The following is a 20,327-nucleotide window of genomic DNA, read 5'->3' as shown; positions in this document are numbered from 1 at the left end:
CGAAGGGCATGTGTACGGGTGCACCGGGCCGGATGCCCGGCTCCGCACCTCACGCCATGGGCGCGCGACGACGCCGTGCCCCGGTCGCGGGGACCGGGGCACGTCGTCGGGGCGGACCGCGCCCGGCCCGGAAGCCGTCACCCGGTCTTGCGCCGGAAGAACCGCTTCTGATCGGCGGCGCCACTCGCGTTCTTGACCTTCAGCCGGCCTTCCTCCTGAGCGGCACGCGCCTGCGAGTTGCGTGTCTTCTTCGCAAGGGCTTCCCGGAACCGGCGCTTGGCCGCATCCTCTTCGGCATGGTGCGCGGGGGGCGTGTCAGCCATGGCTGCCTCCTGGCGTTCGACGGTTGTTCCCGTACCCGGCCCAGGGCATCACCGGCTTCTGGAGAATCGCTCGAATCCGGCCCCAGTCCGCCTCGAGGCCGCCTGGGCCCCGCCCGGACGGCCGGCCGGGGCCGCCCCTCCCCCGGGCACCGCGGACGGGCCGGACGCGGGGCGCGGGGCGGGCTTCCCGGCGGGCCGCCGGCCGGGGCCGACGGGTCTGCCGTGCAACGGCTGGCCGGACCGATCGGCGCCGCGCGGCGCCGCCCGCTCGAAAACGGCTCAAGGGGCGCTGGAGAAACGATGGAAAATCTCTGGAGAAATGCATCGGCATGGAACGGAAAATGCTCGTTCCGGCCACCGTTCGGGTATCCGTCGGCCACGGCGACGTGATTCACCGCATCGCCCTTGAGAGGGAGTCGAGGGAAACCGGATTCGTCTTTCCGTAGCCTGTCCGGACGCCCATACTCGTGGGGCGTCATTGCGGTGCACCCTTCCCGTACGTGCGCCGTTCCCCCCTCTCACCTTGTACGTCAAAAGCTTTTGGAAGGGAGCCTCCATGACCGAGGCCTCTGAGCCGCACACGATTGCGGACAGGAAGGATGCGACAGCAGGACCCACCCCCCACCCACAGCGCTGGCTGATCCTGAGCGCGCTCTGTCTCGCCGTACTGCTGGTGCTGCTGGACAACACGGTGCTGACCGTGGCGATCCCGTCGATGACGGAGTCGCTCAACGCCTCGACCGCGTCGATCCAGTGGGTGATGAACGGCTACACGCTGGCGGTCGGCGGCCTGCTCATGACGACGGGCTCCCTGGCCGACCGGATCGGGCGCCGCAAGGCGCTCCTGATCGGCGTGGCGCTGTTCACGCTGTTCTCCGGAGTGGCCTCGATGGCCGACAGCCCGGCGCAGCTGATCGCCGGGCGCATCGGCATGGGTGTCGGCGCGGCGCTGCTGATGCCCAGCACCCTGGCCGTCCTCATGCAGGTGTTCCCCGAGAAGGAGCGGCCGAAGGCCATCGGCGTGTGGACCGCGGTGGGCGCGGTCGGCGTCGCCCTCGGGCCCGTGCTCGGCGGGTTCATGCTCAACCACTTCTGGTGGGGCTCGGTCCTGCTGATCAACGTGCCGGTCGGTCTGGCCGCGCTGATCACGATGATCGTCCTGGTCCCCGAGTCGCGTGATCCGCAGGTCCGGAAGATCGACGTGCCCGGTGTGGTGCTGTCCATCCTGATGAGCGTCGGCCTGGTGTACGCGATCATCTCGGTGCCGGAGCACGGCTGGAGCTCCGTCCACGTGGTGGTCCCGTTCACGGTCGGCGCGGTGTCGCTGGTGTCCTTCGCGTACTGGGAGCGCCGCTGCGCGGAACCGATGCTGGACGTCTCGCTGTTCAGGAACCCGGCGTTCAGCGGTGCCGTCAGCAGCACGGCGCTGACCTACGTCGCGCTGGCGGGCTCGCTGTTCCTGTTCACCCAGTACCTGCAGTTCGTGATGGACTACAGCCCGCTGGAGGCGGGGCTCGGTGTCGTGCCGATGGCGCTCGCGCTCATGATGGTGACCGCGTTCGGGCCGAAGCTCGCGGAGAAGATCGGCACTCCCGCCACGATGACCACCGGTCTGAGCCTGATGGGAGCCGGTCTGCTCATCCTGAGCATGCTGGACCGCGACTCCGGCTACGGCCTGGCCCTGGCCGGTCTCGCCGTGATGGGCGCCGGCGCCGGCATCGCCATGCCGACCGCGTCCAACGCCCTCGTGAGCTCCATCCCGGTGGAGCGCGCCGGAGTGGCGGGCGGACTCAACTCCACGATGCAGGAGTTCGGCAGCGCCTGCGGCATCGCGGTCATGGGCAGCTTCGCCGCCGCGCTGTTCGCCTCGCGTGTGCCGGACTCGATTCCCGAGGACGCGACGGACTCCGTCGGCGAGGCCCTGGGCGTGGCCGCCCGCGGCGACGACCCGGCGCTGCTCATCCAGCAGGTGGGCGAGGCGTTCGCCTCCGGCATCTCGGTGAGCATGCGCATCGGCGCGGCCCTGGCCATCGCGGCCGGTGTGCTGGCGTGGGCGCTGCTGCGCAGGAACTCGGTCCCGCCCGAGGAGGCCGCGCCGCAGGGGGACGAGGTCCCGGCGCAGGCGTCGGCGGCCGAGGCGGAGCGGAAGGACACCTCGGGGGTCTCCTGACCTCCTGTCACGCACCCCTGAACCGCGCCCGGGCGGCCTGCCGCCGCCCGGGCCGGCTCCGCGGCCCCGTGGCCGTGCGGCCGTTTCGAGCCGGGGACACACCGCCGCCCTCTTTCCGCGACGCCACAGCAGCGCGGAAGGAGGGCGGCGGTGCCGTTGTCCGGGAAAGGGGAGTCACGGCGCGGAACGGCGGAGGACGGCACGGGGCCGAAGGCTCGGGACCGTGGGCACGGCACGGGACGGCGCGGGAAACGAGAAGCGCTGGAGAAGCAGCTGAAATGTTTTCGAGAGATTCTTGATTTCAGGCCCCCGAACAGAGCAATATTGACGCCGGAGCGCGTCTGCTGTCACACTGTTCGAACAGGCGTGGTGTGCCTTCACGCAGATCGATGCGGACGCACCGCCGACATGACGAATAATTCTCTTCACGAGCCGTATTGCCCGAGGGCGATACGGCTCTCTTGTTTTTGCGAGTGCTCCGATCCCTGACCAGGAATCGACATTCCACCTTCCAGTGCCCGCCGTAGGGAAAAGTGACGGAGTCGAGTCGAATGACGGATGTGAACAGGCCCGGGAACGATGACCGCCTGCGTCGCGCGATGGCCGCGGTGCTGCAGCTTCAGCAGCGCAACGCCGAGCTGGAGGAGCAGCGCGTCGAACCGATCGCGATCGTGTCGATGGCCTGCCGTTTCCCCGGCGGGATCGCCAGCCCCGAGGAGTACTGGGATCTGCTGCACGAGGGGCGGGACGCCATCGGCGGCTTCCCGGCCCGCTGGGACGACCTGGACCTGTACGACCCGACGCCTCAGGTCCCCGGCAAGTCCTATGCCCGCGAGGGCGGTTTCATCGACGGCATCGAGGGCTTCGACGCCGAGTTCTTCGGTGTCCCGCCGCGTGAGGCGCAGTCGATGGACCCGCAGCAGCGGATCGTCCTGGAGACCGTGTGGGAGGCCCTGGAGCGGGCGGGCGTGCGCCCCGACACGCTGACCGGCAGCCGGACGGGCGTGTACCTCGGCGCGATGCGCGCGGACTACGCGGACGACCAGACCGGCTTGACCTACCTGGACGGCTACCAGGGCACCGGTGTCTCCAGCAGTGTCATCTCCGGCCGCGTCTCCTACGTCCTGGGGCTCCAGGGCCCGGCCGTGACCATCGACACCGCGTGCTCGTCGTCGCTGGTCGCCCTGCACTCCGCGGTGAGCGCGCTGCGGGGCGGCGAGTGCGACACCGCCCTCGCCGGCGGTGTCACCGTCATGAGCACCCCGGTGCTGTTCGTGGAGTCCAGTCAGTTCAAGGGCATGGCCGCCGACGGCCGTTGCAAGAGCTTCTCGGCGGGCGCCGACGGCGCCGGCTGGTCGGAGGGCGCGGGCGTCCTCCTGCTCAAGCGGCTCTCCGACGCGGAGCGCGACGGGGACCGTGTGCTGGCCGTGATCCGGGGCAGCGCCGTCAACCAGGACGGCCGCAGCCAGGGCCTGACCGTGCCGAACGGGCCGTCGCAGCAGCGCGTCGTCCAGGACGCGCTGACCGCTTCCCGGCTGTCCCCGGACGACATCGACGCCATCGAGGCCCACGGCACCGGCACCAGCCTCGGCGACCCCATCGAAGCCGGCGCCCTGGCGGAGGTCTTCGGGCCCACGCGTACGGCCGGCAACCCGCTGTATCTCGGCTCGTCCAAGTCGAACATCGGCCACGCCCAGGCGGCCGCCGGCGTCGCGGGCGTCATGAAGATCGTGCTGGCGCTCCAGCACGAGTCGCTGCCGAAGACCCTCCACGCCGACGAGCCCAGCCCGCACATCCAGTGGGCCGGTTCGGGTCTGGAGCTGCTTCAGGAGGCCCGGCCGTGGCAGCGCGGCGAGCGTGTCCGCCGTGCGGGCATCTCGTCGTTCGGCATCAGCGGCACGAACGCCCATGTGGTGATCGAGGAGGCGCCCGCGACGGAGCCTGCCGAGACGGCGGCCGAGGACACCGGCACCCCGGCCCGCACGCTGCCGGTGCTGGTGTCGGGGCGTACCGAGTCCGCGCTGCGGGAGCAGGCGGGCCGGTGGGCCGACTGGCTTCAGGCCCGGCCCGGGACCCCGCTCGCGGAGGTGGCCGCCACCGCGGCCCTGCACCGCACCCACTTCGACTCCCGCGCCGGCGTCCTCGCCGCATCCGCCGAAGAAGCCGTCGCCGGCCTGCGGGCCCTCGCAGAAGGCCAGGCGCACGAGAGTGTCGTCACCGGCACCGCGCAGCCCCACGGCAAGACCGTGTTCGTCTTCCCCGGCCAGGGCAGCCAGTGGACCGGCATGGGCCGCGACCTCCTCAACGAATCCCCCGTCTTCGCCGAAGCCATCGACGCCTGCGACACCGCCCTGCGACCCTTCACCGGCTGGTCCGTCCGCGACGTCCTCACCGGCAACGGCGGCGACCACCCGCCCCACGACCGCGTCGACGTCGTCCAACCCGCCCTCTTCGCCATGGGCATCGCCCTCTCCGCCCAATGGCGCTCCCTCGGCATCCACCCCGACGCCGTCATCGGCCACTCACAAGGCGAAGTCGTCGCCGCCGTCGTCGCCGGCGCCCTCACCCTCGACCAAGGCGCACAAATCGTCGCCCAACGCTCCCAAGCAGTCCTCACCTGCTCAGGCACCGGCGGCATGGCCCTCATCGAACGCCCCCACACCGACGTCACCAACCACATCGCCCCCTACGGCGACGCCCTCGCCATCGCCGCCATCAACACCACCACCTCCACCGTCGTCTCCGGCGAAACCCACGCCATCGACCACCTCGTCACCACCCTCACCAACGACGGCATCTACGCCCGCAAAGTCAACGTCGACTACGCCTCCCACCACCCCCACATGGACCCCCTCCTGCCCCAGCTCAAAGCAGGATTCACCAACATCACCCCCACCCACACCACCACCGCCTTCTACTCCACCGTCACCGGACAACCCACCCCCGGCACCCACCTCGACGCCGACTACTGGTGCCACAACCTCCGCCAACCCGTCCGCTTCGACCAAGCCCTCACCCACCTCCTCAACGACCACCACACCACCTACATCGAAATCAGCGCCCACCCCGTCCTCGCCATGCCCCTGACCAACGCCGCAACCGAACACGCAGGCACCGTCACCGGCACCCTCACCCGCAACCACGGCACCCTCCGACAAATCCTCACCAACCTCACCCTCCTCCACACCCACGGCCACCCCACCGACTGGACCCACACCCTCCCCACCACCACCCACACCCCCCTCCCCACCTACCCCTTCCAACACGAACGCTTCTGGCCGGACGATCTCGACGGCGGCGCCGACGTGACCGCGGCGGGGCTCTCGGCGGCGGGTCACCCGCTGCTCAAGGCGGGGGTGGACCTGCCGGACTCCGGCGGTGTGCTGCTGACCGGGCGGCTCGCCCGCGGCACCCAGCGGTGGATCGCCGACCACCGGGTGATGGGGTCGGTGCTGCTGCCGGGCACCGCCTTCGTGGAGCTGGCCCTGCGGGCCGGCGACCACGTCGGGTACGGGCATCTCGAAGAGCTCACGCTCCAGGTGCCGTTGCAGCTGCCCGAGCGCGGCGGTGTGCAGCTCCAGGTCGTCGTGGGCGAGGCCGACGAGAGCGGCCGGCGGGCCGTGAAGGTCTTCTCGCGGCCCGAGGACGCCGATCCGTCGGAGCAGTGGGCGTCCAACGCCACCGGCGTCCTGGCCCGTGAGCTGCCGGAGCCGGCGTTCGCGTCGGCCCAGTGGCCTCCGGCCGGGGCCGAGGCGGTCACGGTGGAGGGCTTCTACGACGAGGCGGCGCGCGGCGGGCTGGAGTACGGCCCGGCGTTCCAGGGCTTGTCGGCGGTGTGGCGGACGGACGGCGAGGTGTACGCCGACATCGAGCTGCCCGCCGACCAGCACGCGGAGGCGGCTCGCTTCGGCGTGCACCCCGCGCTGCTCGACGCGGTGCTGCACGCGGCCGGGTTCGGCCCGCTGACGGCCGAGCAGGGCCGGCCGTGGCTGCCGTTCGCCTGGTCCGGGGTGGCGCTGCACGCGGTGGGCGCCACCGCGGTGCGGGCGCGGATCTCGCCGCTGGGCGACGGTTCGGTGCGGGTGGAGCTGGCCGACAGGTCGGGCAGCCCGGTGGCGTCGATCAACACACTGACGGCACGTCAGATGACGGCGGGGCAGCTCGCCGATGCCGCCGCGGCGGGTTCGGGTCCGCTGTACCGGGTCGACTGGTCGCCCCTGCCGGGCGCCGGCACGGAAGGCACGGAAGGCTCCGCAGGCACCGCAGGCACCGAAGGCGGCGCCCGGTGCGCGGTGGTGGGGCGGGACGCCGGAAGCGTCGCCGCGTCGCTGCGGGCCGCGGGCTGGGAGTGCACCGAGTACGCGGACGTGGCCGCGCTGGCCGCGGGCGCACAGGAGACCGGCGGACTGCCCGAGGCAGTCTTCGCGCCGTTCCTGCCCGGCTCCGGGGGCGAGTTCACCCCCGAGGCCGTGCACACGGAGGTCGTCGAGGCGCTGGACCTGGTGAGCCGCTGGGCGGTGGACGAGCGGTTCGCCGCGTCCCGGCTGGTGCTGCTGACCCGGGGCGCTGTGGCCGCCGGCTCCGCGCCGCGGGACCTGGCCGCCGCGGCGGTGTGGGGCCTGGTGCGGTCCGCGCAGTCCGAGCACCCGGGCCGGTTCGCCCTGGTCGACCTGGACCCGGCCGAGGGTCCGGAGGACGCGGGGGCGTCCTGGCAGGCCCTCGGGTCGGCGCCGCTCGATGCCCGGGAGCAGCTGGCGCTGCGGGACGGCGGCTGGCTCGCTCCCCTGCTGGCGGCGGTGGCCCGTGAGCCGCTGACGCCGCCGCCCGGTGAGGCCGTGTGGCAGCTCGCGCCGGGCCGGGGCGGCCTGGCCGACCTGTCGCTGGTCCCGTTCCCGCAGGCCGCGGCGGAGCTGGCGGCCGGAGAGGTGCGGATCTCGGTCCGTGCGGCGGGCCTGAACTTCCGCGACGTGTTGATCGCGCTCGGTACGTACCCGGGCGAGGGGTACATCGGCAGCGAGGCCGCCGGTGTGGTCCTGGAGGTGGCCCCGGACGTGACCGGGCTGGCGCCGGGCGACCGGGTGCTCGGCATGGTGGACCGGTCGTTCGGGCCGGTGGCCGTCGCCGACGCGCGGATGGTCGTGCCGATGCCGCGGGGCTGGTCGTTCGAGCAGGCCGCCGCGGTGCCGATCGCGTACCTCACGGCGTACTACGGGCTGGTGGACCTCGCCGGGCTGCGGGCCGGCGAGAAGGTGCTGGTCCACGCGGCCGCGGGTGGTGTGGGCACCGCCGCCGTGCGAATCGCCCGGCACCTGGGCGCCGAGGTCTACGGCACCGCGTCGCCCGGCAAGCACGGCGCGCTGCGCGCCGCGGGCTTCGACGACGCGCATCTGGCGTCGTCGCGGGACCTGGAGTTCGAGGACGCGTTCCTGCGGGCCACCGGCGGCGAGGGCGTGGACGTCGTCCTGGACTCGCTGGCCGGTGACTTCGTGGACGCGTCGCTGCGGCTGCTGCCGCGCGGCGGCCGGTTCGTCGAGATGGGCAAGAGCGACATCCGTGACGCCGACGAGGTGGCGCGGGACGTGCCCGGGGTCTCCTACCGGGCGTTCGACCTGATCGAGGCGGGCCCGCAGCGGCTCGGCGAGATGCTCGCCGAGGTCGTGGGCCTGCTCGCGGACGGCGGGCTGGACCATCTGCCGGTGCGCTCGCTGAGCCTGCTGGAGGCCCCCGAGGCGTTCCGGCTGCTGGCGCAGGCGCAGCAGGTCGGCAAGATCGTGCTGACCGTGCCCCGCTCGTTCGACCCCGACGGCACGGTGCTCCTCACCGGCGCCACCGGTGCCATCGGCACCCTGGTGGCCCGGCATCTGGTGACCCGGCACGGTGTCCGGCGTCTTCTGCTGACCAGCCGCAGCGGCCGCGAGGCGGCCGGGGCGCCGGAGCTGCTCGCCGAACTGGCCGAGCTCGGCGCCGAGGCGGACCTGGTGGCCTGCGACACGGCCGACCGGGACGGCCTCGCGGCGCTGCTGGCCGGGATCGACGCGGCGCACCCGCTGACGGGTGTGGTGCACTCGGCCGGTGTGCTCGACGACTGCGTGCTGGACGCGCTGACCCCGGAGCGGGTCGCGCGGGTCATGCGGCCGAAGGTGGACGCGGCCTGGAACCTGCACGAGCTGACCCGGGACGCGGACCTCGCGGCCTTCGTGCTCTTCTCGTCGATGGCGGGCACCGTGGGCTCCGCGGGACAGGCCAACTACGCGGCGGCCAACGTCTTCCTGGACGCCCTCGCCCAGCACCGCGCGGCGTCGGGGCTGCCCGGGCACTCGCTGGCCTGGGGGCCGTGGGACCTCAGGGACAGCAGCGCGATGATGCGGGACGTCGGCGAGAGCGACCTCGCCCGGATCGCGCGGACGGGCCTGGTGCTGCTGCCCGCCGAGGACGGTCTGGCCATGTTCGACGCGGCCCTCGCCGGGTCCGAGGCCGCGACCGTGCCGGTGCAGTGGGACTTCCGGCAGCTGAAGGCCCGTGCCGCCGCCGGTGATCTGCCGCCGGTGCTGCGGGGCCTGGCCGGCACCGTGCGCCGTACCGCCGCGGGCGGTCCCGTCGCGGGCGGCGACTCGGCGCTGCGCGGACGGCTCGCCGCGCTCTCCGCCGCGGACGCGGAGCGGATGCTGGTCGGCCTGGTGTGCGAGCACGCCGCCGCGGTGCTCGGGCACACGGGTGCGCACGCGGTGCGGGAGGACTCGGCGTTCAAGGTCCTCGGCTTCGACTCGCTGACGGCGGTGGACCTCCGCAACCGGCTGGGTGTGGCCACGGGTCTGAACCTCTCCGCCACCCTGGTCTTCGACTACCCGACGCCGCGGGTGCTCGCCCGGTACCTGGCCGACGAGCTGATCGGCGTGCGCGACGAGGCGCCCGCCCCGGTGGGGGTGTCCGGCGCGGCCGCGGACGAGGACGATCCGGTCGTGATCGTCGGCATGGCCTGCCGCTACCCGGGCGGCATCACCGACCCGGACGGTCTGTGGGACCTGGTCGCCGAGGGCGGCGACGGCATCGGCGCGTTCCCCGTGGACCGGGACTGGGCGCCGGGCGACGGCGACTACGTCCGCGAGGGCGGGTTCGTGGCCGGAGCCGCGGAGTTCGACGCGGCGTTCTTCGGGATCAGCGCGCGCGAGGCGCTGGCCATGGATCCGCAGCAGCGGCTGCTGCTGGAGACGACCTGGCAGACCCTGGAGCGGGCCGGCATCGAGCCGGGCACGCTGCGCGGGACGTCCGTGGGCGTGTTCGTCGGCGGTGCGTCGACGGGCTACGGCACGGAGGCGGACCTGCGGCGGGCCGGCGTCGAGGGCCACATGATGACCGGTGTCTCCAGCAGTGTGATGTCCGGTCGCCTCGCCTACGTCTTCGGGCTGGAGGGCCCGGCGGTGACGGTGGACACGGCGTGCTCGTCGTCCCTGGTCGCCCTGCACCTGGCGGCGCAGGCGGTGCGCTCGGGCGAGTGCTCGCTGGCGCTGGCCGGCGGTGTGCAGGTGATGGTGACGCCGTCGGTGTTCGACGAGTTCGACAAGCAGAAGGGGCTGGCGCCGAACGCGCGCTGCAAGCCGTACGCGGACGCGGCCGACGGCACCGGGTTCTCCGAGGGCGTGGGCATGCTGCTGGTGGAGCGCCTGTCGCAGGCGCGGCGCAAGGGCCATCCGGTGCTCGCCGTGGTGCGCGGCACCGCCGTCAACTCCGACGGCGCGTCCAACGGTCTGACCGCCCCCAACGGGCCGTCGCAGCAGCGCGTCATCCGCCAGGCCCTGGCCGGTGCCGGGCTCGCCCCGGGCGACGTGGACGTCGTGGAGGGCCACGGCACCGGCACCCGGCTGGGCGACCCGATCGAGGCGCAGGCGCTGTTCGCGGCCTACGGCCGGGAGCGGCCCGAGGACCGCCCGCTGTACCTGGGGTCGATCAAGTCCAACATCGGTCACACCCAGTCCGCCGCCGGTGTCGCGGGCATCATCAAGATGGTGCAGGCGATGCGGCACGGCATCCTGCCGCGGACGCTGCACGTGGACCGGCCGAGTTCGCACGTCAACTGGTCGTCGGGTGCGATCCGGCTGCTCACCGAGGCGCTGCCGTGGGAGAACGGGGACCGTCCGCGGCGTGCCGCGGTGTCCTCGTTCGGGGTGAGCGGCACCAACGCGCACGTCGTGCTGGAGCAGGCGCCGCCCGCGCCGGCGCCCGCGCCGGAGGCGGCCGCCCCGTGCGGCGTCCTGCCGTGGGTGCTGTCGGCCCGGTCGGCCGAGGCGCTGCGGGCGCAGACGGAGCGGCTTCTCGCGTACGTGGACGGCAACGGCGAGGTGCCGGCGGCCCGGATCGCGGGCGCGCTGGCGGGCGGCCGGGCCGTGTTCGAGCACCGGGCGGTCGTGGTCGGCGCGGACCGGGCCGAGCTGCGGGAGCGGCTGGCGGCGCTGGCGGCGGGGGAGCCCGCCGCCGGGGTCGTGCAGGGCATGGCGACGGTGCCGGACCGGACCGTGTTCGTCTTCTCAGGCCAGGGCAGCCAGTGGCACGGCATGGGCCGGGAGCTGCTGGAGCGCAGCCCGGCGTTCGCCGAGACCGCCGCCGCCTGCGACGCGGCGTTCGCGCCGGTGACCGGCTGGTCGGTCGTCGAGCTGCTGCGCGGCGACCTGCCGGCCGACGCGTACCCGCTGGAGCGCATCGACATCGCGCAGCCGGCGCTGTTCACCATGTTCGTGTCGCTGGCGGCCGTCTGGCGCGAGCTGGGCGTGGAGCCGGACGCGGTGGTCGGGCACAGCCAGGGCGAGGTGGCCGCCGCCGTCGTGGCGGGGGCGCTCACCCTCCAGGAGGGGGCGCGCGTCATCGCGCTGCGCAGCCAGGCGCTGCACCGGGACGGCGGCGGCGGCGAGATGGCCTTCGTCGAACTGCCGCAGGCGGAGCTCCGCGAGCGGATCGCGCCGTACGGCGAGCGGATCGCCGTGGCCGCGGTGAACACCCCGCGGTCGGTGACGGTGTCCGGTGACACCGACGCGATCGTCGACCTGCTGATCGAGCTGGACGACGACGACATCGTCTGCGGCCGGCTCAACGCCTCGTGCGCCTCGCACAGCCGCCACATGGACCCGCTGCTGCCCGCGCTCCAGGAGCAGCTGGCCGATCTGGAGCCGCGGGACACCTCGGTCGCGTTCTACTCCGCGGTGACCGGTGAGCCGATCGCCACGAGCGGGCTGGACGCCGCCTACTGGTCCCGGAACCTGCGCCAGACCGTGCGGTTCGAGGACGCGACGCGGTCGCTGCTCGCCGACGGGTACGGGCTGTTCCTGGAGGTGTCCCCGCACCCGGCCCTGATCATGGGGGTGCAGGACACGGTGCAGGACGCCGGGGCGGACGCCGTCGCGGTGGGGACGCTGCGGCGCGGCGAGGGCGGGCCGGAGCGGTTCGTGCTGTCGCTGGCGGAGGCGTTCGCCGCGGGTGTCGGCGTCGACTGGGCCGCGACGGCTCCGGCCGCCGGACACGCGGAGCTGCCGACCTACCCGTTCCAGCGCCAGCGGTACTGGCTGCCGCCGAAGCCGGCGGTGCGGGACGCGGGCGCGGTCGGCCTGGGGGCCGTCGGCCACCCGCTGCTGGCCGCCGAGGTGACGTCGCCGCGCTCCGGTTCGGTGGTGCTCACCGGCAGGCTGTCCGCGGCCGGTCAGCCGTGGCTGGGCGAGCGGCGGGTCCACGGGCGGCCGGTGCTGCCGGACGCCGCGTTCCTGGAACTGGCCGCCCGGGCCGGTGACCGGGTCGGCCTCGACCTGGTCGAGGAGCTGGCGCTGCACGAGGCGCTGGTGCTGCCCGACGGTGCGGGCGCTCCGGGTGACGGGGTGCATCTGCACGTGGTCGTCGGCGAGGAGGCTCCGGCCGGCGGCCGTCCGGTCGACGTGTACTCGCGGGCCGAGGGCGCGGCCGAGGACGCGTGGGTCCACCACGCCTCGGGGTCGCTCGCCCGGTCGGCGGGCGCGCCCGCCGACGGCACGGCCGCCTGGCCGCCGCCGGAGGCGCTTCCCGTCGACGTGGACGAGTGGTACGGGGCTGCGGCGGCCGGCGGGCTGGAGCTCGGCGGCGGCCTGCTGTCCGTGCGGGCCGCGTGGCGGCGCGGCGAGGAGCTGTTCGCCGAGGCCGAACTCGCGCAGGAACTGCACGCGGACGCGGCCGCGTTCGTGCTGCATCCGGCGCTGCTGGAGGCGGTGCTGCACCTGCCGTGGCACCGGGAGGCCGCCGACGGGCCGCGGGGGGTCGCGCGGGTGCGCGGCGTCGCGGTGCACGCCCGGGGCGCGACGGTGGTCCGGGTGCGGATCGCCCCGGCGGCCGCGGGGTCGGCGGAGGTCGCCGTCGAGGTGGCCGACGCGTCGGGCCGTCCGGTCGCCTCGGTCGCGGGCCTGGAGTCCCGGGAGTTCGCCGCGGACCTGCTCGCGGGCGGGGCGTCGCAGGGCGGCGCGCTGCACCGCGTGGAGTGGACGGCCGTGCCGGCCGCCGCGGCGGGTGAGCCCGCCGGGTGCGCGGTCGTGGGCCCGGACGCCGCCTTCGTGTCGTCCGCACTGGACGGCGCGGGCTGGTCGGTGCTGCACGCCGGCGCGCTGGAGGAGCTCGCCGGGGCGGACGACGTGCCGCCGGTGGTGTTCGTGCCGGTGCCGGTGGACGCCGGCGCCGACGCGGCCGCCGAGACGCGGCGGGTGACGGCGTCGGTCCTGGCGGTGGTCCGGGAGTGGCTGGCCGGGGAGCGGTTCGCCGCGTCCCGTCTGGTCGTCGTGACCCGCGGCGGCGTCGACGCGGGCGCCGGTGCGCCGGACCCGGCCGCGGCGTCGGTGTGGGGTCTGGTCAGGTCGGCGCAGACCGAGCACCCGGGGCGTCTGGTGCTGCTGGACCTGCCCGGTGACGGGGCTCGGGACGGTGACGGGGCGGCGCGGCCGCTGCCGGCCGGTCTGCCGTTCGACACGGAGCCGCAGTTCGCGCTGCGGGCCGGCGAGGTGCTCGTGCCGCGGCTCGCGCCGGTGTCCGGCGCGGAACCGGCCGGGGACAGACCCGCGTTCGACCCGGACGGGACGGTGCTGGTCACCGGCGGCACCGGCACGCTCGGTGCGCTGGTGGCCCGGCACCTGGTGACGGCGCACGGGGTGCGGCATCTGCTGCTCACCAGCCGGCGGGGCCCGGACGCGCCCGCCGCACGGCTGCTGAGCGACGAGCTGGCCGGACTCGGCGCCGAGGTGCGGGTCGTGGCCTGCGACGTGGCGGACCGGGACGCTCTCGCCGGGCTGCTGGACGGGATCGACCCGGCGCACCCGCTGACGGGTGTGATGCACCTGGCGGGCGCGCTGGACGACACGGTCGTGGAGTCGCTGACGCCGGAGCGCCTGGACGCCGTGCTGCGGCCGAAGGCGGACGGTGCCTGGCATCTGCACGAGCTGACCCGCACGCTGCCGCTGGCGGCGTTCGTGCTGTTCTCGTCGATGGCGGGCACGCTCGGCGCGGCCGGCCAGGCCAACTACGCGGCCGCGAACGTGTTCCTGGAGGCGCTCGCCGCGCGGCGGCGCTCCGAGGGACTGCCCGCGCACGCGCTGGGCTGGGGCTTCTGGCAGGAGGCCAGTGAGCTGACGGCGCAGCTGGGCGAGCGGGATCTGGCCCGGATGGCGAAGGCCGGCATCCTGCCGCTCGTCTCCGAGCGGGGTCTGGCGCTGCTGGACGCGGCGATGGCCGGGACGGAGGCGGTGCTGCTGCCCACCCGGTGGGAGCGGCGCCGTCTGCGGGAGCTGGCCGCGGCGGGTGCGCTGCCGCCGGTGCTGCGGGCGCTGGCCGGGACGGTGGTGCGGCGTACGGCCGCGTCCGCGCCGGCCGGTGGTGCGGGTTCGGCGCTGCTGGACCGGCTCGCCGGGCTCTCCCGCAAGGAGGCCGAGGCCGTGCTGGCGGAGCTGGTCCGCTCGCACGCGACGGCCGTGCTGGGCGGGCAGTCGGCCGCGGTGGAGGAGAACCGGGCGTTCAAGGACGTCGGTTTCGACTCGCTGACGTCGGTGGAGCTGCGCAACCGGCTCGCGACGGCGACCGGGCTGACGCTGCCGTCGACGGTGGTCTTCGACCATCCGACCCCCGTCGCGCTCGCCGCCTACCTGTACTCCGAGGTGAACGGCGTGCGCTCGCGGATCGCGGCCCCGGTGGCGGTCTCGGCCGCGGCGGACGACGACCCGGTCGTGATCGTCGGCATGGCCTGCCGCTACCCGGGCGGGATCACCGGCCCGGACGCGCTGTGGGACCTGGTGGCCGAGGGCCGGGACGCCATCGGCTCCATGCCCGAGGACCGCGGCTGGGACCTGGAGGCCCTGTACGACCCGGACCCGGCGAACCCGGGCACGTCGTACACGCGTGAGGGCGGATTCCTGTACGGCGCCGCGGAGTTCGACCCGGCGTTCTTCGGGATCAGTCCGCGTGAGGCGCTGGCGATGGACCCGCAGCAGCGGCTGCTGCTGGAGACGGCGTGGGAGACGCTGGAGCAGGGCGGCATCGACCCGGCGTCCCTGAGGGGTTCGCAGACCGGTGTGTTCGTCGGCAGCATCAGCCAGGACTACGTGTCCGGGGTGGCGCGGGCGTCGGACGAGGTGCAGGGCCACCTGATGACCGGCAACACGAGCAGCGTCGTGTCGGGCAGGGTGTCGTACGCCCTCGGCTTCGAGGGTCCGGCGGTGACGGTGGACACGGCGTGCTCGTCGTCGCTGGTCGCCCTGCACCTGGCGGCGCAGGCGGTGCGCTCGGGCGAGTGCTCGCTGGCGCTGGCCGGCGGCGTGACCGTGATGGCGACGCCGAGCACGTTCGTCGGGTTCTCCCGGCAGCGGGGGCTGGCGCCGGACGCGCGCTGCAAGGCGTTCGCCGACGCGGCCGACGGCACCGGGTTCTCCGAGGGCGTGGGCATGCTGCTCGTCGAGCGGCTGTCCGACGCGCGGCGGCTCGGGCACGAGGTGCTGGCCGTGGTGCGCGGCACCGCCGTCAACCAGGACGGCGCGTCCAACGGCCTGACGGCCCCCAACGGGCCGTCGCAGCAGCGCGTCATCCAGCAGGCGCTGGCCAACGCGCGGCTGACGCCGCGTGACGTGGACGTCGTGGAGGCGCACGGCACCGGCACCCGGCTCGGCGACCCGATCGAGGCGCAGGCGCTGCTGGCGACCTACGGCCAGGACCGGTCCGCCGGCGAGCCGCTGTACCTGGGGTCGGTCAAGTCCAACATCGGCCACACGCAGGCCGCGGCCGGTGTCGCCGGTGTCATCAAGATGGTGCAGGCCATGCGGCACGGCGTGCTGCCGCGGACGCTGCACGTCGACCGGCCCACGACGGAGGTCGACTGGTCGGCGGGCCGGGTGGCCCTGCTGACGGAGTCCCGGCAGTGGGCGGACACCGAGCGCGCACGGCGTGCCGCGGTGTCGTCGTTCGGGATCAGCGGGACGAACGCGCACGTGGTGCTGGAACAGGCCCCCGCACCCGAGGAATCACCTCAGGAACCCCAGGAACCGGGCACACCGCTGGCGGTCATCCCCTGGACCGTCTCCGGCAAGACCGAACAGGCACTGCGCGACCAGGCCACCCGCCTCGCCGCCCACGTCCGCGCCCACCCCGACACCGACCCCCACGACATCGCCCTCTCCCTCGCCACCACCCGCACCCACTTCGACCACCGCGCCGTCGCCACCGGCACCACCACCGACGAACTCCTCACCGCCCTCGACGCACTCACCCACCACACCACCTCACCCCACCTCACCACCGGCACCCCCACCACCGGCACCGGCACCCTCGCCATCGTCTTCCCCGGCCAGGGCACCCAGCGACCCGGCATGGGACACGAACTCGCCACCCACCACCCCGTCTACAAAAACACCCTCGACACCATCCGCACCCACCTCGACCCCCTCCTCGACCAACCCCTCGACACCATCCTCACCAGCGACGACATCCACCAGACCCAGAACACCCAACCCGCCCTCTTCGCCCACCAGGTCGCCCTCTACCGACTCACCGAATCCCTCGGCATCACCCCCGACCACCTCATCGGCCACTCCATCGGCGAAATCACCGCCGCCCACATCGCCGGCATCCTCACCCTCCCCGACGCCTGCACCCTCGTCGCCGCACGAGCCCGACTCATGCAGACCGCCCCCCAGGGCGGCGCCATGGTCGCCCTCCAGGCAACCGAGGAAGAAGTCCTCCCCCACCTCGAAAACCACACCGACCACGTCTCCATCGCCGCCCTCAACGGACCCGAATCCACCGTCATCGCCGGCGACGACGAAACCGTCGAAACCATCACCCGCCACTTCGAGGACCAAGGCCGCAAAACCAAGTGGCTCAACGTCTCCCACGCCTTCCACTCACCCCACATGGACACCATCCTCGACGCATTCCACGCCACCGCCGAAACCCTCACCTACCACCCACCCACCATCCCCCTCATCTCCAACCTCACCGGCCAGATCGCCGACGACACCATCCGCACCCCCCACTACTGGACCCAGCACATCCGCCGAACCGTCCGCTTCGCCCACGGCATCACCACCCTCCACACCCTCGGCACCACCACCTACCTCGAACTCGGCACCGACGGCACCGCCGCCGCCATGACCACCAACACCCTCCCCACCGACACCCACGCCCACGTCCTCACCGCACTCCGCAAAGACCGCCCCGAAACCACCACACTCACCCAGACACTCGCCCAACTCCACACCCACGGCCACCCCATCGACTGGACCACCCTCCTCACCCCCAGCCACCCCACCACCACCCCCCTCCCCACCTACGCCTTCCAGCACCAGCGCTACTGGGCAGCCGGAACGGGTGCGGCGGGCGGGGCGGATCTCGCCGGGGCGGGTCTGGCCGAGGCGGGGCATCCGCTGCTCGCGGCCAGGGTGGAACTGCCCGGCGACGGGGGCACGGTGCTGACCGGGCGGCTGTCGCTGCGCACCCACCCCTGGCTCGCCGACCACGCGGTGCTGGGGTCGGTGCTGTTCCCGGGCACCGGCTTCGTCGAACTGGCCGTGCGGGCCGGGGACGTGGTCGGCTGCGGCCACGTCGAGGAGCTGACGCTCCAGGCGCCGCTGGTGCTGACGGAGCACGGTGCGGCGGATCTGCGGCTGACGGCGGGCGCCGCGGACGAGCGCGGCCGCCGGCGGCTGACCGTGCACTCGCGGTCCGGCGACGGGCCGTGGACGCAGCACGCCGAGGCGACGCTGGCCGTCGCCGCGCCGGAGCCGCCCGTCGCGCCCGACTGGTCGGTGTGGCCTCCCGAGGCCGCGCAGCCGGTCGGCATCGACGGGTTCTACGAGCACTCGGCCGAGGCGGGCTTCGCGTACGGCCCGGTGTTCCAGGGGCTGCGCGCGGTCTGGCGGGAGGGCGACAGCGTCCTGGTGGACGTCGCGCTGCCGGAGGAGCAGCAGGAGCACGCGGGCGCGTTCGGGCTGCACCCGGCGCTGCTCGACGCCGGTCTGCACGCGGTCGGCCTGACCAAGGCGATGGGCGATCAGGCGATGCTGCCGTTCGCCTGGAACGGGCTGACGCTGCACGCCGTGGGCGCCGGTGCGCTGCGGCTGCGGCTGACCCCGACGGGCGCGGAGGGCACGGTGTCGGTGGACATCGCCGATGTCGCCGGCCGTCCCGTCGCCCGTATCGAGGAGCTGGTGCTGCGGCCGGTCAGCCGTGAGCAGCTGGCCGTCCGGCCGGCCGCCCGCGACGACTCGCTGTTCCGGCTGGACTGGCGGCCCGCCGAGCGGACCGAGCCGGCCGCGGACGCGTCGTACGTGTTCGTCGGCGACGCGGTGGACGGCGAGCGCTCCTTCCCGGACCTGGCCGCGCTGGGCGCGGCGGTCGCCGGCGGGGAGCCGGTGCCGGAGCTGGTGTTCACGGCGCTGGAGCCGGGCGGGCCGGGCGACACGGCCGCCGCGGTCCGGGAGGCGACGGGCCGGGCGCTCGCCCTGGCCCAGCAGTGGCTCGCCGACGAGCGGCTGGCGCAGGCCAGGCTCGTGGTGACGACGCGCGGTGCGGTGTCGACCGCGCCGGACGGGGACGTCGCTGATCTGGCCGGAGCCGCCGTGTGGGGTCTGCTGCGCTCGGCGCAGTCGGAGAACCCGGGCCGCGTCGGGCTGCTCGACACCGACGGGGCCGGCGGCCCCGGCGGTGTGCCGGCGGCCGCGGTGGCGGCGGCCATGCGCGAGGACGAGACGCAGCTCGCGGTGCGCGACGGCGGGCTGCTGGTGCCGCGCGTCGTCCGGGCCGGTACGGGTGAGCCGTCCGGGGCGGACGAGCCGCTGTCCGCGGACGGCACCGTCCTGATCACCGGCGGCACGGGCGTGCTCGGCGGTGAACTGGCCAGGCATCTGGTCGTGGAGCGGGGCGTGCGGCACCTGGTGCTGGCGTCGCGGAGCGGCCCGGCGGCGAACGGCGCGGCGGAGCTGGCGGCGGAGCTGACCGGGCTCGGCGCGACGGTGCGCGTCGAGGCGTGCGACGCCGCGGACGGCGAGGCGCTCGCCGCGCTTCTCGCCGGGATCGGCGCGGAGCACCCGCTGACCGGTGTGGTCCACGTCGCCGGTGTGATCGACGACGGTGTGCTGACGTCGCTCAGCCCCGAGCGGGTGGAGCGCGTGCTGCGGCCGAAGGTCGACGCCGCCTGGCACCTGCACCGGCTCACGGCCGGCACGGAGCTGGAGATGTTCGTGCTGTTCTCCTCCGCGGCCGGTGTGATCGGTGCGCCCGGTCAGGGCAACTACGCGGCGGCCAACGCGTTCCTGGACGCGCTGGCCCAGCACCGCAGGGCCGCCGGGCTGCCCGGCCGGTCCCTCGCGTGGGGTGCCTGGGCCCAGGCCAGCGGGATGACGTCGGAGCTGAGCGACACCGACCGGTCCCGTATGGCGCGCGGGGGCATGACGGCGCTGGAGACGGCGGAGGGCATGGCCCTGTTCGACGCGGCCGGGCGGAGCGCACACGCCGTGCTGCTGCCGATGCGTCTGAAGGTGACCCAGGGCGGCGCCGCGGTGCCGGCCCTGTTCCGGTCGCTGGTTCCGGCGGTGCGGCGCTCCGCCGCGGCGGCGGGCGGTGCGTCCTTCGGGCCGGACCTGCTCCAGCGGCTGCTCACGCTCGAACCGAAGGACCAGCGGCAGACGCTGCTGACGGTGGTGCGCGAGGAGGTGGCGGCCGTGCTCGGCCACGCCTCCGCCAGTGCGCTGCAGGCCGATCCGTCCTTCGCCGAGCTGGGCTTCGACTCGCTGATCGCGGTCGAGCTGCGCAACCGGCTGGGTGAGATCACCGGCCTGAAGCTGCCCACGACGCTGGTGTTCGACTACCCGAACCCGGCGCTGCTCGCGGAGTACCTGGGGCAGCAGATCCTCCCGGAGCCGGAGTCGGCTGCCGACCGGCTGTTCCAGCAGATCGACGGCCTGGAGCGGTTGCTGTCCGAGCTCTCCCCGGAGCAGGACGACGTCGACCGGGTGCGGGACCGGCTGCGGGCGGTGCTCGCCAAGCACACCGGGGGCGCGGGCACGCAGGGGGCTCCGGCCATCGAGGACACCCTGCTGTCCGCTTCGGACGACGAGCTCTTCGACTACTTCGACCGGGACCTCGGCATCTGAGCCGTTCCCCTCGCCCCACGGCCCGCGCGAGCGCGCGGGCCGTGGGGCGGCCTTCCGGCACAGCGCCGGCCAACCACTTCGTCAACGCGTCAGCACTACGCAGAACTCAGCGAGGGCCCCATGTCTAACGAGGACAAGTTCCGTCAATACCTGGCGCGTGCCGCGGGCGAGCTGCAGCAGGCTCGCGACAAGCTGCAGCAGGTC

2 protein-coding genes and 1 pseudogene are annotated in these 20,327 nt (G+C 74.1%); 2 read left to right on the top strand and 1 reads right to left on the bottom strand.

Translation table 11 applies throughout. The features are described from left to right. Positions 1-137: 137 nt before the first annotated feature. The gene (locus IAG43_RS33745; protein WP_187744950.1) at positions 138-323 is read right to left on the bottom strand and encodes a DUF5302 domain-containing protein; all 186 of its coding nucleotides are present in this window, start codon (positions 321-323) and stop codon (positions 138-140) included. Positions 324-879: 556 nt separating this feature from the next. Between IAG43_RS33745 and IAG43_RS33740 the strand changes: the two genes are divergently transcribed. Further along, complete coding sequence (locus tag IAG43_RS33740) at positions 880-2,493, top strand: MFS transporter (RefSeq protein ID WP_187744949.1); 1,614 nt, start codon at positions 880-882, stop codon at positions 2,491-2,493. 656 nt (positions 2,494-3,149) lie between these two features. After that, positions 3,150-20,123 (top strand): annotated as a pseudogene (locus tag IAG43_RS33735) (SDR family NAD(P)-dependent oxidoreductase); the annotation flags it as partial. Positions 20,124-20,327 lie beyond the last annotated feature (204 nt).

The organism is Streptomyces genisteinicus (assembly GCF_014489615.1).
GTDB lineage: Bacteria > Actinomycetota > Actinomycetes > Streptomycetales > Streptomycetaceae > Streptomyces > Streptomyces genisteinicus.
The sequence above is the reverse complement of the archived record's forward strand: the minus strand, read 5'-3'. Positions and strand labels throughout refer to the sequence as shown.

What these genes read in the sequence shown, in the direction of transcription:
- IAG43_RS33745 (WP_187744950.1), bottom strand. Translation starts at nt 323, where the DNA reads ATGGCTGACACGCCCCCCGCGCACCATGCCGAAGAGGATGCGGCCAAG.
- IAG43_RS33740 (WP_187744949.1), top strand. Translation starts at nt 880, where the DNA reads ATGACCGAGGCCTCTGAGCCGCACACGATTGCGGACAGGAAGGATGCG.